Annotated in this window: 15 protein-coding genes; 8 read left to right on the forward strand and 7 right to left on the reverse strand. The window is 71.1% G+C overall.

The features are described 5' to 3' along the window. Positions 1-36: 36 nt before the first annotated feature. The 5 genes from G4D83_RS27520 to G4D83_RS27540 all read left to right on the forward strand — a co-directional run bounded on the left by G4D83_RS27520 (position 37) and on the right by G4D83_RS27540 (position 13,991). On the forward strand, positions 37-855 hold the full coding sequence (locus G4D83_RS27520; protein ID WP_163867811.1) for a phospholipid scramblase-related protein: 819 nt from the start codon (positions 37-39) through the stop codon (positions 853-855). 126 nt (positions 856-981) lie between these two features. Next, positions 982-3,711, forward strand: coding sequence for a hypothetical protein (locus G4D83_RS27525; protein WP_163867812.1), 2,730 nt, complete (start codon positions 982-984; stop codon positions 3,709-3,711). Positions 3,712-3,752: 41 nt separating this feature from the next. After that, complete coding sequence (locus G4D83_RS27530) at positions 3,753-10,283, forward strand: HEAT repeat domain-containing protein (RefSeq protein WP_163867813.1); 6,531 nt, start codon at positions 3,753-3,755, stop codon at positions 10,281-10,283. Next, entirely contained in the window at positions 10,280-12,124 is a 1,845-nt protein-coding gene (locus tag G4D83_RS27535; RefSeq protein ID WP_163867814.1) for an SWIM zinc finger family protein, read from the forward strand. Before G4D83_RS27530 ends, G4D83_RS27535 begins: the two co-directional genes overlap by 4 nt. 409 nt (positions 12,125-12,533) lie before the next feature. Next, on the forward strand, positions 12,534-13,991 hold the full coding sequence (locus tag G4D83_RS27540) for a reverse transcriptase family protein (RefSeq protein WP_163867815.1): 1,458 nt from the start codon (positions 12,534-12,536) through the stop codon (positions 13,989-13,991). Between the two features lie 10 nt (positions 13,992-14,001). Here G4D83_RS27540 and G4D83_RS27545 read toward each other — a convergent pair whose 3' ends face one another. Further along, positions 14,002-14,907, reverse strand: coding sequence for an alpha/beta hydrolase (locus G4D83_RS27545; RefSeq protein WP_163867816.1), 906 nt, complete (start codon positions 14,905-14,907; stop codon positions 14,002-14,004). Between the two features lie 170 nt (positions 14,908-15,077). On the opposite strand from G4D83_RS27545, the gene G4D83_RS27550 reads away from it, so the two are divergent. Next, on the forward strand, positions 15,078-16,604 hold the full coding sequence (locus tag G4D83_RS27550) for a GMC family oxidoreductase (RefSeq protein WP_163867817.1): 1,527 nt from the start codon (positions 15,078-15,080) through the stop codon (positions 16,602-16,604). Between the two features lie 53 nt (positions 16,605-16,657). Here G4D83_RS27550 and G4D83_RS27555 read toward each other — a convergent pair whose 3' ends face one another. The 5 genes from G4D83_RS27555 to G4D83_RS27575 form a co-directional block, all read right to left on the reverse strand. Continuing rightward, positions 16,658-16,801, reverse strand: coding sequence for a hypothetical protein (locus G4D83_RS27555; RefSeq protein ID WP_163867818.1), 144 nt, complete (start codon positions 16,799-16,801; stop codon positions 16,658-16,660). Between the two features lie 218 nt (positions 16,802-17,019). Continuing rightward, on the reverse strand, positions 17,020-17,415 hold the full coding sequence (locus G4D83_RS27560; RefSeq protein ID WP_240356638.1) for a hypothetical protein: 396 nt from the start codon (positions 17,413-17,415) through the stop codon (positions 17,020-17,022). Positions 17,416-17,513: 98 nt separating this feature from the next. Next, positions 17,514-18,677 (reverse strand): bestrophin family protein, encoded by a 1,164-nt coding sequence (locus G4D83_RS27565; RefSeq protein WP_163867820.1) that lies wholly within the window; start codon positions 18,675-18,677, stop codon positions 17,514-17,516. A gap of 214 nt (positions 18,678-18,891) precedes the next feature. Continuing rightward, positions 18,892-20,523, reverse strand: coding sequence for an apolipoprotein N-acyltransferase (gene lnt, locus G4D83_RS27570; protein ID WP_240356640.1), 1,632 nt, complete (start codon positions 20,521-20,523; stop codon positions 18,892-18,894). Then, positions 20,520-21,176 (reverse strand): hypothetical protein, encoded by a 657-nt coding sequence (locus G4D83_RS27575; RefSeq protein ID WP_163867821.1) that lies wholly within the window; start codon positions 21,174-21,176, stop codon positions 20,520-20,522. Before G4D83_RS27575 ends, lnt begins: the two co-directional genes overlap by 4 nt. A gap of 88 nt (positions 21,177-21,264) precedes the next feature. Here G4D83_RS27575 and G4D83_RS27580 point away from each other — a divergent pair, with 88 nt between their 5' ends. After that, positions 21,265-22,188, forward strand: coding sequence for a hypothetical protein (locus G4D83_RS27580; RefSeq protein WP_205522722.1), 924 nt, complete (start codon positions 21,265-21,267; stop codon positions 22,186-22,188). Positions 22,189-22,284: 96 nt separating this feature from the next. Here the strand turns inward: G4D83_RS27580 and G4D83_RS27585 are convergent, their stop codons facing one another. Further along, positions 22,285-23,373 (reverse strand): SGNH/GDSL hydrolase family protein, encoded by a 1,089-nt coding sequence (locus G4D83_RS27585; protein WP_163867822.1) that lies wholly within the window; start codon positions 23,371-23,373, stop codon positions 22,285-22,287. 221 nt (positions 23,374-23,594) lie between these two features. Here G4D83_RS27585 and G4D83_RS27590 point away from each other — a divergent pair. Continuing rightward, positions 23,595-24,060: chloride channel protein (locus G4D83_RS27590; protein WP_205522723.1), on the forward strand; the 466-nt coding region annotated here is incomplete at its 3' end.

Below are 24,060 nucleotides of genomic sequence, written 5' to 3' on the forward strand. Positions count from 1 at the left end.
TGCGTCCCGCGGGGGTGCCGCTTAAGGCTCCGCGACATGGGCAACAAGCCATGGGCCGGGGACGACACGACGCTGGAGCTGGACTGGGGCGCGCGTGCGCCGCGGCCCAGGGCGGATGAGCCAGGAGTGCCCCAAGAAGAGCCGCCCGAGGAGATGCTCGCCGGCAAGGGCCCGCCGGGAGACCCGCGCTACATGAGCGTGGAGCTGCGCCTGTCGCTGGAGGCCGTGCTGACGGCGGCCCAGGTGCGCATGCGTCAGTTCCGGGAGGCGCTCGAAATCCTCATCGGCTGGGAGGGGAAGAACCGCTACGAGGTCTGCGACGCGGAGGGCCGCGACACCGTGTACGTGGGCGAGACGGGCGAGGGCTTCGCGTCACAGCTCCTGCGCAACTTCTGGCCCTTCTACCGCGCGCGGCTGGAGTGCATGACGGTGGGCGGCACGCTGGCCCTGGCGGTGGAGCTGCCCTGGCACCTCTTCTTCGCGCGCGCGGAGGTGTCGGCGTGGGACGGCCGGCTCATGGGCACCATCGTCCAGCGCTTCCGCTTCTTCACCCGCCGGTTCGACATCCTCTCTCCCGCGGGTGTGGTGATGGCCACCGTGCATGGGCCCTTCTTCAAGCCCTGGACGTTCCGCATCCTCCAACGAGGTGAAGAGGTCGCCGTCATCCGCAAGAGGTGGAGCGGGCTCTTGCAGGAGACCTTCAGCGACGCGGACAACTTCAGCCTGGACTTCCAGCCCGCGTGCAGCGACGGCAGGCTGCGTCAAATGGTGCTGGCCGCCGCGCTGCTCGTGGACCTGACGTACTTCGACAACCGGAAGAGCGGCTCCGGCGGGGGCGTGGACGTGGGCTCGTAGTCAGGCGCAGGGCTCGGCGGGCCCGCCAGGCGCGGTGGACTCGCGGAACAGCCGAAACCGAGAACTCCCGGCCCCCCGCGCTCCAGCGCTGTCCAGGCAAGCGGCTTGTGGTAAGTCCCCAGGCCCATGTCGACGAGCGATGCGCTGAACGCAGCAGACCTCGAGCGGTTGGCCCAGGCGGAGTCGCCGGACCTGGCCGATGCCGTGCTCGCCCTCCTCGAGCAGTCGGAGCCTGAGCCGGAGGAAGGCAAGGCCCTGCCCAAGGATGCCTTCACCTTCGAGAAGCTGCTGCGCTCGCTCACCCAGGCGCAGGCCCGCTACAACTCCGCGAGCCGCCGCGAGGCCTCCGCCGAAGCGTGGCAACGCTTCCAGGCGCAGAAGGACATGCCCCAGCCCGCGCGGCTCGCGCTGGCGGACCTGCTCGTCTCGCTCTACGCGAAGAACACCGACGCCTCCCGCGCCATCATCCTGGAGCTGGCGCGCAAGGCGGACCTGAGGTTCGGCCTCTGGGGCGGCCTCAAGCGCATCTACAAGCTGGCCGAGGCCAACCACGACGCGGAGCTGTTCGGCGTGCTCGCGTGGCGCTTCGACGTGGAGCGTCGGCAGGCGTACCGGCACGAAGTCTCCGGTGGCACGCTCCAGTACCTGCGCCGCCGCGCGTGGCGCTACCTGCGTCACCTGGGCGCCGCGGTGCCGGAGCTGTACCCGCAGTTCGCCGCCGAGGTGCTGCGTCACTACGACGAGGACACGACCTGGTACTCCGTCTGGGTGGCCCACCACATCTGGGCCCACGGCTCTGGCAACTACACCGCCACCAGCTTCGCCATCCAGCCGCCCAACGACACGCTGAAGCACCGCGCGTTCCCCGACGCGTGGAAGCGCTCGCCGGACGCGCTGATGCGACTGCTCGACACGTGTCTGTCGGACCCGGCCGCGCGCTTCGCCATCCAGGGCCTGCGCAAGGACTTCCCGGAGACGCTGCGCAACGTGACGCCCGCGTGGCTGGACAGGCTCGCGCGCAGGCCGCTGGGCAGCGCGCACGACTTCCTCGTGGAGACGCTGCAGGGCTCGCCGGAGTTCCACCAGGGCAAGCTGCGCGCGCTCGGCCTGCACGAAGCGGTGCTCGCGTTGCTGTTGTCTCCCAGTGGCAAGGCGCGCACGTACGCGATTGAGTACGCGCGGGCGCACGCGCAGGACCTGGCGGCGGACCGGCTGGCGGAGCTGGTGGCCCAGGGCGAGAGCGACGTGAAGTCGTTCGCCGCGGCGGTGCTGGAGAAGCGCAACCCGCGCGAGCTGGGGTTGGAGCTGCTGGGCCGGCTGTTGTCGTACAAGCCCACGGCGGCCTTCGCGGCCAGGTCGCTGGAGCAGTCGTTCGACCGCGCGGAGCTGACGGCCAGCTTCCTGCGGGACATGTACCTGGGCACCTCCGAGCAGCTCAACTGGGTCAAGGGCTTCGTCTCCTCCAAGTACGCCGCCGGGGAGATGCCGGTGGCCTTCTGGAAGGAGCTGCTCGAGGACCCGCGCCTGAAGAAGAAGCGCTACCCGGTGGAGGGGCTGGTGGTGAAGGCGCTGTCGGCCTACACGCCCGCGGTCATCGGTCCGGAGTGGATGCTGGACAAGGCGGCGAACCCGACGTTCGGCGACCAGATGGCGACGTGGCTGAAGCGCGCGGACAGCCTGCCCGGGCTGGACGTGGAGAAGGTGAAGGGGCTGGTCTTCAGCGCGAAGCACCGGGAAGTGGCGCTGGCGCTCCTGGGCAACCGCAAGCTGTTCACCGCGCGGCAGCTCACGGTGCCCTGGCTGCTGGCGCTCGCGCGCCGGGCGGACCCGACGCTGCACGACTTCGCCCACCGCTACCTGCTGGAGTACGTGGTGCCGGCGGACTTCAGCGACACGGGTGACGCGGCGGCGGGCCTGGAGCGCCTGTTCGAGCTGGCACTCGGAGCCAAGCAGCCGGTGCCCGTGCGCACGTTCGCCCAGACGTACCTGCGCTGCCACCACCCCGTGATTGGCCCGGAGCAGCCGGAGTCGAAGTCGTACGAGCTCAAGCCGAAGGCGCCTCGCAAGGCGTACACGCCGGAGAAGCTGTGGCCCGCGCTGTTCGACGCGCGCGACGACGTGCGCCGCTTCGCCCTGGCCATCACCCGCGCGGAGCTGCGCGCCTGGGGCTGGCACACGCGCGTGTACGAACTGGCCGAGGCCGAGGCGAAGGAGATTCGCAACCTGGCCTATGACGCGCTTCTGCGCGCGGGCGAGGACGGCGCGGATGCCCGCTACGTGCTGCACCCGGAGGAGTTGGACCCGGTGAAGGTCTTCTCGCTCACGGAGAGCACCAGGCGCAGCACGCGCGAAGTGGCGGTGGAGCTCATCCGTCGGCACTACGCGCGGCTGGGTGGCGCGGAGCGGCTCGCGTGGCTGATGCAGAGCGCGGACCGCGAGGTGGGCCTGTTCGCGGTGCGCCTGCTCTGGGAGAAGCACCGTCCCACGCACCTGCCGGAGGGCTGGAAGCCGGCGGGCGCGAAGGAGGCTCCGACGGCGGGTGGCGGCGAGCGCTTCGCGGACGTCGCGGCCCTGCGGGACTTCCTGCGCAAGATGCTCTTCGGCCTGCCCCCGGGTCGGGCGAAGGAAGCGCGCGAGGGCGAGGTGCAGAAGCGCCTGTCGGCCAGCGTCGCCAAGCGCCGCGTGATTGAGCTGGTGAGGGACCTGGGCCTGGATGACGAGAACTTCGCCCGCGTCGTGTCGCCCGTGCTGGGGGAGTTCACCGGCTCGATGGCGAAGGGTGAGTGGCAGAGCTGTCTCGCCTCCCTGGTCCAGTTGCGCACGGCGCATCCGAGCGCGCAGCTCGGGGGCCTCTGAGCCTCGCGTCACTCGCCTCCAACGAGTTTCGAAAGAACACCATGTCCGTCCTTTCCATCGGCAACATCGAGAAGCTCCGAGCCCTCGCGGCCAGCCCCCGGGTGCTGCTGCTCGGCGGCGCTCGCGCCTCGGCCGCAAGTCGCGTCACCGCGTTCGAGCCGGGCACCAACAAGGTGCTGTGGAGCACCGAGCTCCCCTCCGCCGTCAACGCCCTGGCCCTGTCGGGTGAGCGCTTCGCCGCCGCCTGCGCGGACGGCACGCTGCGCTTCGGCACCCACGCCGACGGCAACGTGCAGTGGAAGCTCGAGGGCGTGCACCCTGGCGGTGTCACCGCGCTCGCCTCCAGCCCGGACGGCAAGGTGCTCTTCAGCGCGGGCGCGGATGGCGTCGTGCGCGGCTGGGAGTGGGACTCCACGCGCAAGCTGCACGAGTGGAAGGCGTCACCCCAGCCGCTGCGCGCCGTGGCGGTGGACCCGTCCGGGACGTATGTCGCGACCTCGGGTGACGACGGCGTGGTGCGCTCCTTCACGCGCGCCTCCGGTGAGCGCCGGGACATGGTGGGCCACGAGGGCGCGGTGCGCGCGCTGGCCTTCACGCCTCGCGACGGTCGGCTCGTCTCCGGTGGCGACGACGGCAAGCTGCGCCTCTGGTACCTGGTGGGCGCGGTGGAGTTCGAGGTGCGCGGCGACAAGGACTCCGGCCACGCCGGCTCCGTGCTCACCCTGCTCTTCCCGCCCACGCCCGCGACGAAGGACGACGAGGAGCCGGCGGACCGCATCTGGTCCGCGGGCAGCGACGGCAAGGTGAAGGTGTGGCGGGTGGACGAGCGCCGCAAGCCGCGCACGTTCGACTGCGGCAGCAAGCCTGTGAACGCGCTGGCCTTCATGCCGCCCGCGAACCCTCGCGCGGCGCGCACGGCGCTGGGCTCCGTCTTCACCGCGAGCGACGACCGGCGCGTGCTCCGCTTCGGCATCGAGACGGACGGCAAGCCGGGCAATGACCAGGACACCTCGGTGCACGGCCTGGACCTGCTCACGGAGTCGGTGAAGGCGGCCCGTCCCAAGCGCGAGGCCGCCGTGCGCGAGGCCGCCGCGCTGGACGAGCCGGAGGCGTTGGAGTTCGTGCTCCAGGTGCTCGGCTCGGACAAGGAGGCGGAGGTGCGTCGCCTCGCCGCCCGCGAGCTGGGCGCCAGGGGCCGCATCGCCGCGCGCCCCAAGCTGCGTGAGCGCCTCAACGACGACCACCCCCAGGTGCGTGAAGAGGCCCTCAAGGCGCTCGACGTGCTGGAGACGGAGTCGCCCCTGGCCGCGCCCCGCGCCGCGCTGGACTCGCGCTTCGTGGACATGCGCGTTGCGGGCCTGCATCGGCTCGCGAAGCTGGGAGGCACGTCTCCGCTGGTGCCCGGCCTCATCGCCGGCAAGCTGAGTGAGACCGAGGCCGCCGTGGGCCTGGCCGCCCTGGACGCGCTCTCCGAGGTGACGCCGGGCGGCAACACCGAGCCTTTGCGCACCGCCTTCGAGCGCGGGCCCGCGCGGCTTCGCGTGGAGGTGCTCATCCGCGCCGCGGGAGCGGGCCTCCTGGGTCATGCGCAGTTGCAGCCGCTGGTGGCTCGGGCGCTGGACGATGCGGACGCGGACGTGCGCCGCGTGGCCTTCACCATCCGCGTGCTGGAGCGCCGGGCCCTGGCCCACGCGCTGGAAGCCCGCGACGAGGACTTCGCCCGCTCCGTCAAGGACGTGGCCCGGCGACTCGTCGCTCGCACGCGCGGCCCGATTGGCGCCGCCCTGACCATCACCGACGCGGACGTGCAGGCCGCTCGCGACACCCTGCCCGCGCAGGGCGCTGTGGGTGGCGCGCTGGCGGAGAGCGATTTGGAGCCGCTGCTCGCCGCCATGGCCTGCCGCACTCCGGACACCGCCGTGCGCGGTGCTCGCGGCCTCGCGCAGCTGGGTGACGCCCGGGCACTGGGCGCGCTGTTGCAGCTCTCCCGTGAGCCGGAAGCCCCCATCCGTCGTCAGGCCGCCGCCGCCCTCCAGGCGCTCCAGGACGCCCGCGCTCGCGAGCGGCTGGTGTGGATGCTGGATGACGAGGACGCGGACGTGCGCGCCGCCGCGCTGGACGCGGTGGTGACGCTGGACGTGGAGGCGCCGCTGTCCTCCGCCGAGGCGGCGCTGCGCTCCGGCCACGAGGACGTGCGTGTGCGCGGCCTGGACCGACTGGTGAAGCTGGGCGCGGCGACGCAGGGCGCGGAGCCGCTGCTCGGTGACGCGCTGGAGGACGAGTCCGCCAAGGTGCGCGGCGAGGCCTTCCGCACGCTGTGGGCGTGGAACGAGAAGGTGCCGGAGAAGGCGTTGGACCGCGCGCTCGCCGGCCGCTTCCCGGACCTGCGCGGCCGCGCGGTGGAAGTCCTCTCGCAGCGCGGCACCGAGGGCTGGGCGCAAGAGCGCCTGAAGAAGACCGTGGAGGACCGCGACGCGGGCGTGGCCACCGCCGCGTACGAGGCGTGGGTGAAGCTGGTCGGCAAGGAGAAGCCGGAGCCGCACCTGGCGGCCCTCGCGTCCACGCACCCGTCGGTGCGCGTGCTGGGTGCCAAGGGCTCCGTGCACGCCCCGGTGGAGACGCTGCGCTCGCCGCTGCTCAAGCGCGTGCAGGACGAAGAGGTGGTCGTCGCCGTCGCCGCGCTGGAGGCGCTGGACAAGCTGGTGCCCGGGGAGAACGGGCCGCTGCTCGCGGGCATCGCCGCCGGTGAGTTGCAGGTGCGCGTGCGGGCCGCGGAGCTGCTCGCCCCGCGCGGCGCCGAGGACATCATCGAGCCGATGCGCGGGCTCATCACCGACAAGGACCTGGAGCGGCTCTACACTCCGGCGTACCTCATCCCGCTGCGCATCCGCGCCGCGCGCGCGCTGGCGTCGCTGGGCTCGCGTCGGCTGCTGACGTTCTTCGCCACCGTGCTGGTGCCCAGCGAGCTGGGCGACCTCCAGGAGCAGGGCGCGCGCGGCCTCGCCACCGCCGGCCGTCGCGGCGACGAGGGCTTCCTGCTGGACACGCTGGGCCACGCCAACGTGGCGGTGCGCTCGTGGGGCGCGGATGGCCTGTCGCGCCTGGGTGACGCGCGCGCGCTGCCCGTGCTCACCGGCAACCTGCGCCATGAGCACCTGCCCATCCGCCTGGGCGCCATCCTCTCCTTCGCGGCCCTGGGCCCCGAGGGCGACGGTGGTCTCCTGCATGGCCTGGAGGACCGCGCCCGCGAGGTGCAGGAGATGGTGTTCGCCATCGTCCTCGCCCGTGACTTGCGCGCCAGCCGTCGAGGCGAGCCGCCCGACCTGCTCGCCAGCGCCCTGTCCAGCGGCAGGCCGGAGGTGCGCTACGCCGCGGCCCGCGCGCTGGAGCTGCGCACGGAGACGGACGCGTACCGCGCCAACCTCGTCGAGGGACTGCTGCCGCCGCGCCCGGAGAAGGCCGGCGACATGAAGGAGTGGCCCGCCGAGGAGGAGCGCGCGAAGCGCATGGTGGGGCTCGCCGAGGCCCTGTCCAGCGAGCAGCCCGAGCAGCGCTACGCGGCGGCCCAGGTGCTGCTGCTGCGCAACAAGCCGCTCGACTACTTCCGCGAGGCCCAGAAGGTCGCCCGTCCGCGCACGCTGGAGGCCCCGTGGAAGCCGGAGACGGCCCCTGGTACCTCGCCCGTGCAGGCCCAGGGCAAGAGCTGGCTGCGTCGGCTCTTCTCGGCGGTGAAGCCGGGGACGCCGGGCGCCTCGCCGGAGGCCGCCGCCAGCGCGGAGCGACAGCACCTGCGTCGGCTCGCCTTCGGCGCGTACGTGGGTCTGCTGCGGCAGGTGTCCGCGGGTGACGACGAGAGCCACCGCGTCCGCCGCGACGCCGTGGACCGCGTGGTGAAGCTCACGCTGGAGGGCTTCGCCGGGACTCCCGCCGCCGTCGCCGCGCTGCTGCGCGCGCTGGAGGACCCGCACCAGTTGGTGCGCAAGGCGGCGCTCACGGGGCTCAAGGAGCTGTTCCCCGCGGGCAGCGATGAGCCGTTGTCGCTCGCCCTCGCCTCGCTGGCGCCGGACGTGGCGCGCGCGGCGCTGGACGAACTGGCCGAGCGCGGTGACGCCGCGAAGCCGCGCATCACCGCCGCGCTCAACTCGCCGCTGCCGGACGTGCGTCGCTACGCCTTCGAGCTGCTGGAGAAGCTCAGCCCGGCCGGAAGCCTGGAGCCGCTGCTGGCCGCGCTGGGCAGTGAGCACGCGGACCTGCGTGTCGGGGTGATTGAGCGGCTGGCCGGCGCCAACGACTCGCGTGTCACCGAGGCGCTGGGTCGGGCCATGGCCAGCGAGCACGAGGACCTGCGCCTGCGCGCCTCGGAGCTGTTGGCGTGGCGCGGAGATGACCGCGCGGTGGAGGTGCTGGCCTCCTTCCTGCGCTCGGAGACGTCGGCCGTGGCGAAGCGCGCATCGGAGGCGCTGGCACGGCTGGGCACGCCCTCCGCCGTGAGCGCCCTGGCCGCGCGCGTGGCCGTCGCCACGGACGTGAACGAGCGGCTGCGTCTGGTGGCCGCGCTGGGACAGACGAAGCGCGCGGAGGCACTGGATGTGCTCGCGCGACGGAGCCTGGAGGACGACACGAGCTCGGTGCGCGTCGCGTGTGTGGCCGCCGCGATGAACATCGCGGGCCCCCCGGACGTGAAGAAGCGGGACGCGGCGCTCGCGGTGCGCTTCCTCCGCTCGCCGGTGAAGTCCAACGATGTGGCGGTGCGGCTGGCGGCCCTGAAGGAGCTGGAGCACGGCACGGAGGCCGGTCAGGCCGAGCTGCTCGTGGGCCTGTTCTCGGACCGGGACGTGGCGGTGCGCGCGGCGGCGGTGGAGCTGTACTCCAAGCGCGTCATCGAGCACGGCATCCCCGTGGCTCCGCTGGAGGACGTGCTGCGCGGCGGGACGCGCGAGCTGATGCTCCCGGCCGCCGAGGGCGTGGCGCACCTGCGCGGAGTCAGCGCGCTGCGGCCCCTGCTGCTGTACTCCCGCGCCGGTGAGGATGGGCAGCGCGAGCGCGCCCTGCTCGCCCTGGGCACGCTGGGTGACCCGCGCGCGCTGAGCGAGCTGGAGACGGTGGCCGCTGGCGGTACGCCCGAGGCTCCCACCGAGCCGTCCATGGTGTGGGCGGCGTTGGAGGGCCTGGGTCGCCTCGCGGGCCGCCTGCCCGAGGGCGAGGAGCGCCGTCGCGTCGAGGAGAAGGTGGAGGCCGCCGCGGTGGAGGGCTCCACCTCCGAGCTGCAGGAAGCCGGCGTGAAGGGCCTTCGCGCCATCGGCGGAGAGCGTGCCCGCGTGAAGCTGGAGGCGCTGCTGCTCGACACGAGCACCCGCGACGAGGTGCGCATCACCATCGCCCAGGAGCTGGGCAAGCTGAAGGACGTGGAGGCGGAGGCCACGCTGGCCACCATCCTCGACGACGGCGACGAGGACCTGCGTCAGGAAGCGCGCAAGGCGCTGGACGCGCTCTTCCCGAAGGAGCGCACCCGCGTCGAGTTCCTCGCCGTGGCCAGCATCAACGAGGACATCTCCGAGCCCGCCGCGGCGTACCTGTCGCGCGAGGGTGACCCGGCGCTGCTCGTGCCCCGTCTGGCCACGCTGACCAACGAGGAGCTGCGGCTGCGACTGCGCCGGGGACTCGCCCGCCGTGGCGCGCTGCCCGTGCCGGAGACGGTGGCCCTGCTCGCCAACGACAAGCCGGAGGCACGGCAGGAAGCCGCGCTGCTGGTGGGCACGTGGACCGGTGAGGCGCGTCAGGCCGGTCAGGTGGACGTCGCCGCGCTGTCCCGCGCGCTGGTGACGGCCGAGCGGAAGACGGCGGCCGACTGGACGGCTTCACCTCCGGGCAAGAAGCGCGAGGCGCTGGCCACCGCGTGGGAGCGACTGTTGTGGGCGGGCTCACGACTGGGCGCGGCCAGCCTGGCGGACTCCGCGCGAGCCCTCCTCCAGGGCGGCGAGACGGCGTCTCCGGCCACCGTGCGTCAGGAGGCGGCGCGAGTGCTGTCTCGACTGGGCACGGCGGGCGCGACGCTCAAGCTCGTGGGCCAGGACTCAGGCGCCGTGCTGACCAACACCAAGGAACTCGCGGCGTCGGCCGAGGCGCTCAAGGGCGCGCTGGTGGACCCGGATGCCCGGGTGCGCTCGGCGGCGGCGGATGCGCTGGCGCGACTGGCGCCGGAGAAGGCCGCGACGTGGGCGCTGGAGGTGAAGCCCTTCGACCCGGTGGCCCTGGGCCCCACGGGCGCGCAGGTGCCCGCCGAGGCACTCGTCACCTCCGAGGGCCGTCGCCTCGCCGAGCCCGCGCTGCTGGGCCACGGAAACATCGCCCCGCTGAAGGCGTTGGCGCAGAATGCGAAGCCGGAGTTGAAGCAGGAAGCGTGGGCCGGCCTGGGTCGGCTCGGGAGTGACGAGGCGGCGAAGCTGCTGCACGAGGCCGCCTTCGACAAGTCTCAGTCCGTGGAGCTGCGCAAGGCCGCGTGGCGCGCCCACAAACGTGCACGTCGCGCCGTCGAGCGTGCGCGGAACCGGAAGGAAGGAACCCCGTCGTGACGACCGCCACCCGGCACCCCGTCGAGCTTCGCTACGCCACCGCGAGCGACGTGGAGTCCACGTCCGACGCGTCCCGCGTGCTGCTGGCCCTGGAGGGCTCGCGCGGCACCGTGGGCGTGCGCGGAAGACTGAAGGACGCCGCCCTCTTCCGCGACGCGCTCACCGCCGCCTTCGGCATCCTCTCCAGCGACTTGCGCTACCGGGGCAAGGACCGCACCGCGTACCTCGCCTACCTCATGTCCAAGGGGAAGCGGGCGAGCGCGCAAATCTGGGAGGCGCAGAAGGCGTTCCTCGACAACGCGCTCGACGGTGAGGAGAAGCAGGACGAGGTGCTCGACCCCGTCCTCACCGTGGACCCGGACAGCGTCTCACTGGAGGTCTTCTCCCGCGACGAGAGCGCCTACGCGCGCCTGTCCTTCGACAACAGCCTCTTCGAGGGCCGCGAGGCCGCGCACGGCTCCACCTTCCTGGACGTCCCGGCGAACCTCTCCACGAGGATGGACCGGCTGCGCACCTACCTGCCCGTGTCGCTGGAGGCCCACGTCGCCCTGCCCGCGAAGGCGGCCCGCGAGCCTCGCAATGTCGACGTGCCGCACGCCTGGCTGCGCGGCTTCCTCCAGGTGCAGTCCGCCGCCACGCTGCCGGCCAGCTCCTGCGTGCTGGCGCCCATCGACCTCTACAACCTCCTCTTCGCGCTGCGCACCCGCAAGGCGAAGAAGGCCCCGCGCGCGCTGCGCTTCGAGCTGGTCCCCGGCGCCGCGCCGCGTCTGGTGCTGGAGCCGTGGGAGCTGGTGCTGGAGTGCCATGGCGGCACGTACAACGGCACCGCGCCCGCCGTGGTGCGCACGTTCGGCCGTCAGCGTCTGGTCGCGCTCGCCCGGCTGTTGCCGCACGCGAAGTCGGTGCGTCTCCAGTTGATGGGCCCTGGCCTGCCGGTGTTCTGGGTCATCGACATGGGCGCGGCCACGCTGACGTTGGGCCTCACGGGCTGGACGGAGAGCGGCTGGTCCTCCGCGGCGGCCTTCGATGTCCTCATGCCCCGCGCGGTGCCGGACGGGCTCGCGGAGAAGCTGCGCAACAAGCTGCGCGCGGACGGGCCCCTGCCCTTCGACACGCTCGTCGCGGGAGCGGACGGCGCATCGAAGGAGCACGTGCGCGCCGCGCTCCAGCTGGAGTGCCTGCGAGGCCGCATCCTCTTCGACGTCGCCAAGGGCCAGTACCGTCCCCGCGAGCTGATGGCGAAGCCAGTGGACGAGTCCGTCATCCGCTTCGGCAGCGAGCGCGAGGCGCGGGCCCACCGCCTGCTGGGTGACGGCGGCCCGGGCGCGGGCGAGGTGAAGCTGACGAAGGTGCACGAGCTCGTCGGAGAGGGCACCCGCATCCACGGCGAAGTGGTGGACCGAGAGGCGGTGCGCAGCTTCTTCCCGAGCTTCACGTTGGATTTGGAAGGCCGCGTGAAGGACGCGTCCTGCGGGTGTCCGCACTTCCGCCGCTCCGGCATGCGCGAGGGGCCTTGCGAGCATCAGCTCGCGCTGCGTCTGGCCTATGCGCGCCGCCGCGCCGAGGAAGAGGCGCTGCGCAAGACGCCCGAGGGTCGCAAGCTCATCCGCGCGGAGACTCGCTCGTATGTGCGGCGCGACGCGGAGAGCGGACAGGAGATGGTGTATCGCGTGTCATTGGACGGCCAGGTCGTCGCCGTGGAATGGGGCCCTCGCACTGGCGAGGCGCGTCATCAGCGGCTCTGGTTCGACACGGACACGGAGGCGCGGACTGCATATTTCACGCGCTTGGAGAAGCTTTCGGCTGAAGGCTACATCGACGCGGCATCGGCGTTGGTGTAAACCCCCACTCACGGCTCGGCCGCTCACGCAGCGGCCGAAAGGGCAGGTGCGACGGAAGACACGATGAGACGCGCTTCACGCGCGAGCAGCCGAGAGAGGTCTGGAATTCATCAGCCTGAGCGCCTCGAGCGCGGGAGCGGCGTTGCGCCGCTCCGGTTGAAATGCAGGACACTCTCCGCAAGGTAGCCTGTTCTTGGCTCTCTCCCTCCTAGTCACTACGGCCGGGGTGGGCAGCGGAACCAACGACGCGACCGCCGTTTGCCCACCCCGGCCGTAGTGACTAGGAGGGGAGAGCCGGTGAGGCTACCGTGCACCAGGTAAGATGGTGGTGCTTTCCTGGCCTCCCTCGACTGCTCGCGATGACTGCCCGCCTCGTCCGACGCCGACGCGCCCCCTCGAGGTTCTTGAAATGACCGCCAGGCTGGAGTCGTTCGTCCCCGCAGCAGCGCCGCAAGTCATTGCCACGCCCGCGCCCCAGGCCCCCGCCGCCAACGCGGTCGCCCAGCGTGAGGCCCGCCGCGCCGCGCACGAAGCCCTGCTCATCCGCTGGAAGGCCATCACCGAAGCGGGCGGCGCCGACGCGTGGGCCCAGGGCCAGCTCGTCTCGCGCGGCCTCGCCGTGGCGGACCTGGACTTCTCCGGCGCCTCCGAGAAGGAGAAGACGGCCTGGAAGGAGAAGAAGAAGGCCGAGGCCGCCGAGCTCCGCGCCCTGGGCCGACAGGCCCATGAGGCCTGGAAGGCCACGCACATCAGCCATCTGGGCGCTGGCGTGCACTGGAAGGAAGACGCCGGCTCCGACAAGTTCGACGTGGCCCACCGCGAGGAGCGGGCGAAGGCCAACGGCCTGCCGGAGCTGGGCACCGTGGACGCGCTCGCCAAGGCGCTCGGACTCAGCGTCTCCAAGCTGCGCTGGTTCGCCTTCCACCGCGAGGTGGACACCGGCTCGCACTACATCAGCTGGGGCATCCCCAAGCGCGACGGCGGCACGCGCACGATTACGTCCCCCAAGCCGGAGCTGAAGCAGGCCCAGCGCTGGGTGCTGTCCAACGTGGTGGAGCGGCTGCCCGTGCACGGCGCGGCGCACGGCTTCGTCTCGGGACGCTCCATCCTCACCAACGCGCTCGCCCACCACAGCGCGGACGTGGTGGTGAAGGTGGACTTGAAGGACTTCTTCCCCACCGTGACGTGGCGGCGGGTGAAGGGCCTGTTGCGCAAGGGCGGCCTGCAAGAGAACACCGCCACGCTGCTGTCGCTGATGGCCACCGAGGCGCCTCGCGAGACGGTGCAGTTCCGAGGCAAGACGCTCTACGTCGCCAAGGGCCCGCGCGCGCTGCCGCAGGGCGCGCCCACGTCTCCGGGCATCACCAACGCGCTGTGCCTCAAGCTGGACAAGCGCCTGTCCGCGCTGTCGAAGCGCCTGGGCTTCATCTACACGCGCTACGCGGACGACCTCACCTTCTCCTGGACGAAGACGAAGCAGCCCAAGGCGAAGCGGGCGCAGGGCCCCGCGGTGTCGGTGCTGCTCACGCGCGTGAAGGAAGTGGTGGAGGCCGAGGGCTTCACCGTGCACCCGGACAAGACGCGGGTGAGCCGCAAGGGCACGCGGCAGCAAGTCACCGGGCTGGTGGTGAACAAGGCCCGCGACGGCGTGGCCACCGCGCGAGTCCCCCGCGACGTGGTGCGCCGCCTGCGCGCCGCCATCCACAACCGCCAGAAGGGCAAGCCCGGCCGCGAGGGCGAGTCCCTGGAGCAGCTCAAGGGCATGGCCGCCTTCGTCTACATGACGGACGCGGACAAGGGCCGCGCCTTCCTCAAGGACCTGGAGCAGCTCGAGGCCCGCGAGAAGGAGACTCCGAAGGTCGCCTGACGCGGAGTCATCAGGGCACCGCCGGGGCAGCGCTTCCGGAAGCACCCTCCCCGCCCGCCAGCAGCGCCGAGTCGAAGAAGGCGCGCAGCCGGCGGGGATACTCCTGGGGCTCCACGTCACTGAAGCCGCCGTGCGCCGCGCCTTGGATTCGCCACGTCTGGGCGTACTCGCGCACGTGGGCGAAGAGCTCGTCCGCGAGCGGCTGGCCGGACTCCTCCGTGCCCATGACGATGAGCAGTGGCCGCGGACGGATGTGGTCCACCGCGTCGATGGTGCGCACCTCGTCGAGCGCGATTCCCCGACGCCAGAAGGGCACCAGCGCGCCGGACTGGGACACGAAGCCGAAGCGGCGGAAGTCATACGCCGCCGCCAGCCACAGCGTGTTGAACGGAGACAGCAGCACCACCGCGCGCACGCCCGAATCCTTCGCGGCGACCTCCGCCACGGCCGCGGAGCCAATCGAGAAGCCGAGGGCCGCCACCTTCCCGGCGTCCACGTCGGGGCGGGCCCGCACGAAGGCCAGCGCGGCGCGCACGTCCAGCCGCTCCTTGTCACCCCAGGTGGACGTCTCGCCCTGGCTCTCACCATGGGCGCGCAAATCGAACAGGAGCACGCCGTAGCCCGCATCGCGGAGGATGCGCGCCTCCGGCAGCAGGTCCGCGCGTGTCTGGGATAACCCATGCGCCATCACCACGGCGGCGCGGTTGCGTGAAGGCGAATACCAGCCACGCAATTCCAGCCCATCCTCGGTGAACAGGCGCACGTCTTGCGCTTGCGCGAAGTCAGCGGGCCGCGTGGGGGCGGTGCGGGGATAGTGAAAGTACGACTCCGAATGACGCAGGGCCCGTCCGAAGAGGGCCAGGGCGGCGAGCACCCCCAGCACCAGCACGCCCGCGACGACTCGCCTCCACTTCATGAAACACCCTCCCCGGGTCCTGCCCGGCTGCCCGTCCAGCATCAACGCGAGTCACCCGCGACACAGGGGGGGGGCGTCCATGGTCAATCTCGCGCGGCCCAGCTTACACTGAGGTGATTCAACTCGCGGTGACGCGTACCGCGCACCCCCTTTGCAGTCGCAGGGATGCTGTGAGCACGTCCAAGAAGATTTTCGATGCGGTGGTGGTGGGCTCCGGAGCGTGTGGCGGCTGGGCGGCCAAGCAGCTCACGGAGGCAGGGCTGAACGTCCTGGTGCTGGAGGCCGGGCGAAGCAACCGGGCGGACCGCATGCTCTGGGTGTGGCACCGCCTCCGTCAGAAGCTGCTCGGCTACCAGGCGGAGACGGACAGCGCGCGCAAGCAGCGCCAGTCGGTGCAGTCCACCACCTTCGCGTGGCCGTTCCATCCACACGCCTTCGTGGATGACGTCGACAATCCCTACACGACACCGGTCGACGCGCCCTTCGCGTGGATTCGCGCCCGGCAGGTTGGTGGGCGCACGTCGGTGAAGGCGCACGGCCGCCAGTTCTACCGGCTGTCTGACTTCAACTTCAAAGCAGGCGGGCAGGACGGACAGGGCCCGGACTGGCCGCTGAGCCTGGCGGAGCTGGCGCCGCACTACGAGACGGTGGAGCGGTGGATGGGCCTCTCCGGCAACGCGGACGGGCTGGACACGCTGCCCGACTCCGTCTTCGCCTCCTCCATCGCGATGAACCCCGCGGAGCAACACCTCAAGGCGCACGTGGAGCGCCGCTGGCCCGAGCGCCGCGTCGTCGTCCGTCGCACCGCGGGCGCCCCCGTCACCCTCCCCGCCGCGCTGAAGACGGGCCGCCTCACCCTGCGCACCCACGCGGTGGTGAGCCAGGTGCTGCACGACGCGAAGACGGGCCGGGTCACCGGCGTCACCTACGTCGACACCGAGTCCGGCAGGACGCACGAGGCGCACGGACGCGTGGTGATTCTGGCCGCGGGCACCATCGAGACGACGCGCCTGCTGTTGCACTCGAAGAGCGCGGCGCACCCGGACGGGCTGGGCAACTCCTCGGGGCAGCTCGGCCGCAACCTGATGGACCACACGTACCTGCTCGGCATCGAGGCGAAGATGAACCTGCCGCCCGAGCAGCAGCGCGCCGAGCAGAGCTGGGCGTACATCCCCCAGTTCCGCAACGTCACGTCCCGCGAGGACGGCTTCGCGCGAGGCTATGGCGTGCAGGTCTTCACCTTCGCGGACAGCTGCCACTTCGTCCCCTTCGGGGAGATGGTGCCGCGCGCGGGCAACCGGGTGACGTTGAGCGCCACGGTGAAGGACCGCTGGGGGATTCCGGCGGCGCACATCGACTGCCGCCACTCGGAGAACGAGCTGCGGATGAGCAAGGACGCCGTGGCGGCGTGCCAGGAGATGATGAAGGAAGCGGGCTTCACGGTGGAGAAGGTGAACGACACCCTGTCCACGCCGGGCATGGCCATCCACGAGGTGGGCACCGCGCGCATGGGCACTGACGCGAAGACGTCCGTGCTCAACCCGTGGAACCAGAGTTGGGACGTGCCCAACCTCCTCGTCATGGACGGCGCGAGCTTCCCCTCGCAGGGGCCGCAGAACCCCACGCTGACGATGATGGCCCTCGCCGTGCGCGCCAGCGCGCACCTGGTCGACGAGCTGAAGGCCGGCAGGCTCTGACCCGAGGGACGCGGCCACCTCGCTCCACGTGGCCGCGTCCTCGAAGCCAGGCCTCACGCGTCGGGCTTGGGGGGCTTCTCGTGCTCCTTGGGCTTCTCACGCAGGCTGGTTCTGGAGCTCCACATCGCGGGCGTCATCACCACGATGAGCAGCGTCAACAGCACAGTGCCAATCATCAACTCCCAAATCATGTCCATGGTCTCGCTCTTCTGAAGTCGGGCTGACGGCGAGCCGGAGCGACAGACCTCGCGCACACGGCTCCTCGGTTGCGTTCAGGAGGCGCGGCCGCGCGCATCCCCAAGTCACGGGGACACAGGCACCTCGCCCAGGGCACGGGGCGTCGCGCATGGGGCCTTCGACAAGACACCGGTCGAGTCGAGGACACACCACGAGCCAGCCCCGTACGCCGGAGCGCTCAGAGGAGCAGCGTGCGGATGCGGAGGAAGACAGGGGGCCCCTGGGACGGGGGCATGTCCCACGGGGACAGGGAGCGACGAGGGCCCCGCTCGGGCGCCTTGAGCGGCAGCCAGGCGACCGGAGGTACAGCAACGGGCGGCGCGACGAAGACAGTGGCGCTGGAGACACTGCCTTCAAGGGGAGCAGGCAGGTCCCAGTGAGGCTCCTCGCAGCAGTCCCACTTCAGCGTGGGTTGGCCGTGGGAGTCCGCCTTCGCGTGTTCATGACAGCGGCACTTGGAAGCGCGCGTCTGGACCTGCTTCTCGCAGTAGTGCCCCAGCCCCGCCACACCGCTGGCGGCGACCTGCCAGCCGAGGAGCAGCACGAGCGTGAGGAGCCGAGACAGTCCGGACACGATGCCTCGGGTATACGCCCCGCCCGCCCCTGTCGCAACGCGGGCCGCCGGCACGGACGGCGCGGCGCTGACAGGGTCCATTCGAGAAGCTCGCGGCCTCAGTAGAGCAGCCCGTCCTTGGGTTGCACGGGCTGGGGCAGCTCGTTCTCTCCGAGCATCTGCCGCAGGTTGATTTCGATGGTCCGACTGAGGGCCGTCATCGGCGTGTCGCTGACGTCGTCCTCGAAGGGCGTCTCGATGTCGCGTCCGACGGCATCCAGCCCGATGAAGAGGAACGCGATGATGGCGGTGACGACGGGGGTGAGCCAGCCCAGCTCCTCCACGACACCGAGCGGCAGCAGCACCAGGTAGGCGCGTGTCATCGCGAACAGCAGGCTGTCGTACTGGCGAGGCAGCGGTGTGTTCTTGATGCGCTCACAGGCGCCCAGCAGGTTGGTCAGCTCCGTCAACGTCCGGTCCATCGTCACGTGGAGGAAGAGCACCTTCTGCGGGTCGGACACCTGTCCGTAGATGCGGCGCAGGCGTGTCGCCATCCACAGGAGAATCGCGGAGGGGACGTTGTGCTCGTCGCGCAGGGCGTCGATGACGTCGGGGCGGAAGAAGGAGACAATCTCCGGCAACGGGTCCTGTCGGCGCAGGTGGCAGCGCAGGGCGTGTACGAAGCCCATCTGCGCGTACACCAGCTCACGCGCGTCCTCGGTGATGTCCTCCACCATGCGGGTGATGACCCCGCGCGGCTCTCCCTGGGCCTGTAGCGGAGTGCCGAGCACCGCGACCTCTCCCTCCGAGTCTCGTTCCCCCGAGCGCACCCGGGCCTGACCGAATCTGTCGCGGACGGCGCCGTCGCTCGCCCGGGTGCCGCGCACCGTCAGCATGGCACCGGGGCGCTCCACCGCGCTGCGCAGCAGGCGTGAGGGCACGGCGGCCAGCTCCAGCTCCGTCATGGTGTCACCCGGCTCACGTCCGGGACGGGGCAGCAGCGTGAGCACCTGGCGGGAGAAGGTGCGCGACCAGTTCACCACGCCGCCCCACAGCGTGCGGGCCTCCCACCAGCGGTCGTAGGCGGAGTTGTTGCGGAAGGCGAGCAGCACACCCAGCGCGGCGGCGAGCACCGAGATGGGCATCGCGGGCACGGCCATCCAGGACGCATGGAACAGGCGATAGCCCACGATGATGGCGAGGGCGAAGATGACATGCACCGCGACGGGGATGCCCGTGTAACGCAGGATGATGTGCCACGACAGCCGCCGTCCGACAATCATCGCGAGTGCTCCGCTCCTGAGTGAGGCGTCCCTGCGCGGAGCGTCTAGTGCCGACGGTGCGGGGCGACAACGGCCCACGCCGTGCCGCGAAGCGGATGTGTCACGCAGGCGCGCTGCCGGGTGATGAAGTGTCCTGGAGCGAGCAGAGCCACTCCGGAGTCCGCCGCCCCTGACAGCGCCGTTGTCGCCACGTCACGGGCCGCGCACGGCCTCGTCAGTACCGGTCGCTCCGTGCGCCGAGCACCGCGCCGCCAAGCAGCACCACCGCCATCATCAGCGCCACGGGTCCCAGCCAGTTGCCCCACATGCGCGCCAGGAAGGAGCTCGCGGTATGCCAGTGCACGCGCATGACGGCCGTGCCGCGCTGGCCATCGCCAATCTCCGTGAGGATTTCGCCCGTGTCGTCGATGAGCGCGGAGATCCCCGAGTTCGTCACCCGCACCTGTGGGCGGCGCGTCTCGATGCTGCGGAACACCGCATGCGTGAGGTGCAACCTGGGCCCGTGCGTGCCCCCGAACCACGAGTCATTCGACAGCGTGAGCAGCAGGTCCGCGCCCTCTGCCTCTTCCGCGACGTAGGAGGGGAAGATGGTGTCGTAGCAGATGAGCGGCGCCACCGTGAGCATCCGCCCGTCGCGCCGACGCAGCATCACCGTTCGAGGCCCCGGGCCCGGCGTCCAGCGCCCCGTCCACGGCAGCCACTCGCGCAGGCCCTGCGAGTCGATGAGCTCCGGCACCCACTCCGTCAACGGGAAGAGCTTCGACTTGCGGTACACCTCGCGCGTCGGGGCCCCTCCCTCCTTCTCGCCCGGCGACAGGAACATGGCGGCGTTGAACTCCTTTCCGCCCTCCAGGTCATAGGAGCCGAAGATGAGCGGCACGTTCCGCGCGGCGACATAGGCGGATATCTCGGCGTCCAGCTCCGCGCCCGCCTCGCTCTTGGGCACACCGAAGGGCGTCGGATACACCGTCTCCGGCCAGATGAGCACATCCACCGGAGCCTCGCGCAGCAGCGCGTCCGACATCGCGTAGTGCGTGTCGAGAATCATCCGCACCACTTCGTAAGCACCGTGCTCCGCCTTGAGCTTCTCGTAGTGGGTGATGTTGGCCTGCACCGCGCCCACCACCAGCGCGGGCTGCGCGTTCCGCCCCTCCTGGTACTGGGAGAAGCGCCACGAGCCGTAGCCCAACATCACCACCACCATCGCCACCGCCACCACCAGGGGCTTCAGCGCACCCGGCGCCCCGCGCGTCCGGAACGCGTGCCCCATCGCGAACAGGCACTCATTGACGAACAACAGCCCCAGCGTGAGCCCGGGCGCGCCCGCGATGTCCGCGAACTGCCGCAGTCGCTGCGAGTAGACGAAGCCCTGTCCCAGCGTGTCCGCGAAGGGCTTGGGCGCCAGCCACTCCACGCCCACGTACACCAGCACGCTCACCGCGGGCGGCAGCCACCGGGCCCGATTCCCCACCGCGCGCCGGGCCAGATGTCGCGCGAGCGCCGTGAGCGGAAACTGGAGCTGGAACACCGGCGCCAGGAGCGCCATCAACAACCAGCACAGCCACAGCGGCGCGCCCGAGTACGACTGCAGCGCGCCCGGAAACCACCCGAAGACAGCGGCGCTGAAGGTGACGCTGAGTCCCGCGCCCAGCAGCAGCGCCTCGCGCGACGAGCGGGCCCGGTCCACCACCACCAGCCACGGCACGAAGGCGAACCAACCGAGCAACGTCCACGGCATCCGCAGCAGCGAGAACGCCCACAACGCCACGGTGGTCGCGACAACCGCGCCCAGATTCCAGACGAGCCGACGCCCGGATGACGCGTCCTCTCGCCCCAGCAGCGTCAAGGCGAGTCCTTGGACTCGTCCGACTTGGGCAGCTCCAGCATGCGCACGGGCATGCCTGGGGGCGCCAGCTCCGCGGGCACCACGCGATTCTCCGGAATCTCCAGCGGCTGCCCGTTCGCATCCACCGGCTGGTGGTCCGGATGGAACATCAGGATGGCCTCCACGCGCTCACCCTCGTCCGTGGACTGGTAGTGGCGCACGTAGCCGGGAGGCAGCTCGAAGCCCTCGGGTACGACGAGTCCGCGCTTCAGCGGCTTGGTGCCAGGGCGATAGAGCTGAATCCCCGTGGGGCCGGAGGAGGGCACGTCGGGCTCCGTGGCGGGCTCGGGTGGCGCGGTGGGCTCGCCCATGACGGGCGTGGCGTCCCCTTGCGGCGCTTGCCTCACGGGAGGCTTGCGCACGGGAGCGCGAGCCACCACGGGCGCGGACTCGACGACGGGAGGCGGCGTGGCCTCGACGAAGGGCTCGCCCTCCACCGCCACGTCGGAGGCGCTCAGCCACGCGCTCAGCGCGATGCACAGCACGGTGAAGACGAGCGCGCCGCCCACCAGCCACCGCGCGACACCGCCTCCGGAGGAGGAGCGCGTCGGGGCGACATGGGTGACGCCGTCGCTGTCGACACGCCGTTCAGGGGATGGGTGCTGCGGCCGCATGCTCGCCGTGAGACCTCCGCGCTGCGTATGCTACGGACACCCTCTCGCCGAGGCAATGTGGCCTCTCCCGGCGACCCGTCCTCGCACCATGAGCTCCCCTTCCGTCGACACCCTCCCCGTCAGCGCGCCGCCGCCCACGGCCTCGCCCACCGCCGAGCCCGAGCGCTTCACGCTCCACGCCTGGACGACCGCGCGACGCGGCGTGGCGATGTCGGCCCGCCTCCTCACCGTGGGCAACCTGCTCTTCTTCACCGCCTGGTTGCTGTCGGACATCCTCGAAGGCGCGGAGACGCTCAAGGCCGAGCCCCTCATCTGGAGCCTCATCCTGGGCGGAGGCCTGCCCCTGGCCCTGGTGGCCGCGCTGCGCTCGCGGGCCCGCGCCACGTTGGAGGTAGGAGCCAGCACCCTGACGCTCACGCTGCGCGACGGCGCCCGGCTGGAGATTCCGCTCGACGCCGTGGAGTCCGTGCGCCCCTGGCGATTGCCGCTCCCCGGGCCCGGGCTGACGCTGCGCCTGAAGTCAGGGCGAGCGCTCGAGTACGGCCTGGAGCTCGAGGACGCGGTGCCACTGCTCGTGGCGCTGGCGCGACAAGAGAGCTCACTGGGCGCGGCGGTGGTGCATCCCCTGGTCCGCTACGGGCGAGCGCGCCGGGAGCTGTGGCGCAAGCGCTGGTACCACCTGGTGCTGAAGCTCGTGGTCTTCCCGCTCGTGCCCGCGGGCATCTTCTTCCGAGCGCACCAGTACATCGCCTTCGGCGGTCCGTTCGGCGAGTACCAGCTCAACGGGCTGACGGCGTATCTGCGCTCGTTCGGTCGCTACTACGCCCCGGTGACGCTGAGCCTGCTGCTCATCGCGTGCTTCTGGCGCGGGGTGGCGGAGCTGGTGTCCCTGGCGGCGGCGCGCTTCGTGCCGTCATGGACGCGCGGCGTGCGTCGGAGCGCCGAGTGGGTCTGCCGGCTGGTGTACTACGCGGGCATCATGGCCTTCACCGCGTCGCGCTTCCTGATGTGACATGAGCGGCGCTGGAAACGACGAAGCCCCCGACGCGGTACGAGCGTCGGAGGCCTCGAGGTGAAGCTCACCCGCGCAAGGCAGGTGCCGCGAGGACTACGGAGCGGCGGGGTTGAAGCGCGCGCTCTCCCAGCCCATGCGCTCGTGGCCGGTCTTGTTCCACTCGGGGTTCTTGCCGTCGACCACCTGGGCGTCCGTGAACTGGGGCGCGCCGGTGCCGGAGCCCGAGCCGGAGAAGATGCTCACGCTGATGGTGGTGCCGAAGTACGTCGGATGGGTGTTGTCCGACTGGATGTAGTCGTAGCTCGTGGAGGCGTTGACGAAGTGCGTGTTCGCGTCGCGCAGCGTGGAGCGCAGCGCGCCGGTGATGCGAGCCACGTACGCGTCCTCGGTCTCACCCGCGCGGTAGCGCAGGGCGGCGGAGTCCACCTGGCCGTCGCCGTTCGAGTCGTAGTCCGCGCCCATCATCTCCGCGAAGGAGTCCGCGCACTGGAAGCCGTAGCGGCCCGCCAGGTTGCAGGTGCGCCAGTTGCTGCGCGCCAGCAGGGGGAGGAACTTCACCTGCTTGTTGATGGTGGCGCCCGTCGCCGAGTCCTTGCAGGCCGTCTGGACGTTGTCCGCGCCGAAGCCCGGGTAGTAGATGTTGGAGACAATCTTGACCTTGGCGGTGGTCGCGTACTGGTTGATGGCCTGCATGGCCCTCTCCGTGTACGTGGTGCAGGCCGCCAGCGCCGCCTCCAGGCCGCTGTAGTTACAGGTGCCCGTCTGGTCCGTGAAGGCGCTGCGCGCCTGCAGGTAGTCGTTGCCGCACATCTCGAACATCACGGCGCGCGTGTTGGTCGCCTGCATGTACGAGCGCTCGGAGACAATCTTGTTGTTGTAGATGTCGTCGGCCTTCGCGCCGGACTTCGTGCGGCGGATGACCTCGATGTCCGTGTTCCACAGCTTCGCCAGGTACTCGCCCTGGACGACGGGGGCCGCGCGGCGCGCGACGCCGCCAATGCCTCCGTTGTAGCCGGCATAGATGGAGTCGCCGTACGCCACGACGCGATACTTGGTCGTGGACGTGGACCGGTCGATGGTCCACGACGTGTTCTGGTTGATGGTGCTCGCCATCGCGCTACCGCTCACCGTGGCGGCAGCGACAACGGCGGCGAAGGACAGCCCATTGCGACGGAAGGACATGCCCGCTCTCTTTTCTTCCCGCTGGGGGGATGTAGGGGGAAACCGAAGGCTACACGCCGTCGATTCGCGAATCACCCGCAAACTGGAATAACGCGACCAGTTAGAATTCGCGGATTGCATGGAACCCAAAGTGTCGCGCCCTTGGGGTGTCTGATTCCTGACGCGTCGCGACGTATGACGCGGTGTTTCACGATGTTTCAACGGTTTGGGAGGGAGGCCCGGTGAGGTGGACGGGAGGAGCGCGAGTCCTGGGGCAGTGGTTGGTGCTGGGGGCCCTGGTGGGGGTGGTGTGCGGCGTGGCGTCCGCGGGGTTCCTGTGGCTGTTGGATGCGGCGACGCGGCTGCGGGAGGGCCAGGAGGGGTGGGTGTACGCGCTGCCGTTGGCGGGGTGGGTGTTGGGGGCGGTGTACGCGAAGTGGGGCGGGCCGGTGCGCGGGGGGAACAACCTGGTGCTGGAGACGGTGCACACGGGGGATGCGCAGGTGCCGCTGCGGATGGGGCCGATGGTGTTGGTGGGGACGGTGCTGACGCACCTGTTTGGCGGGAGCGCGGGGCGCGAGGGCACGGCGGTGCAGATGGGTGGGAGCCTGGCGGATTGGGTGGCTCACCGGTTCCGGGTGGGGCCGGATTTGCGGCGGGAGCTGCTGGCGGCGGGAATCGCGGGGGGCTTCGGGTCGGTGTTCGGGA

Source organism: Myxococcus eversor, from assembly GCF_010894455.1.
GTDB classification, from domain to species: domain Bacteria; phylum Myxococcota; class Myxococcia; order Myxococcales; family Myxococcaceae; genus Myxococcus; species Myxococcus eversor.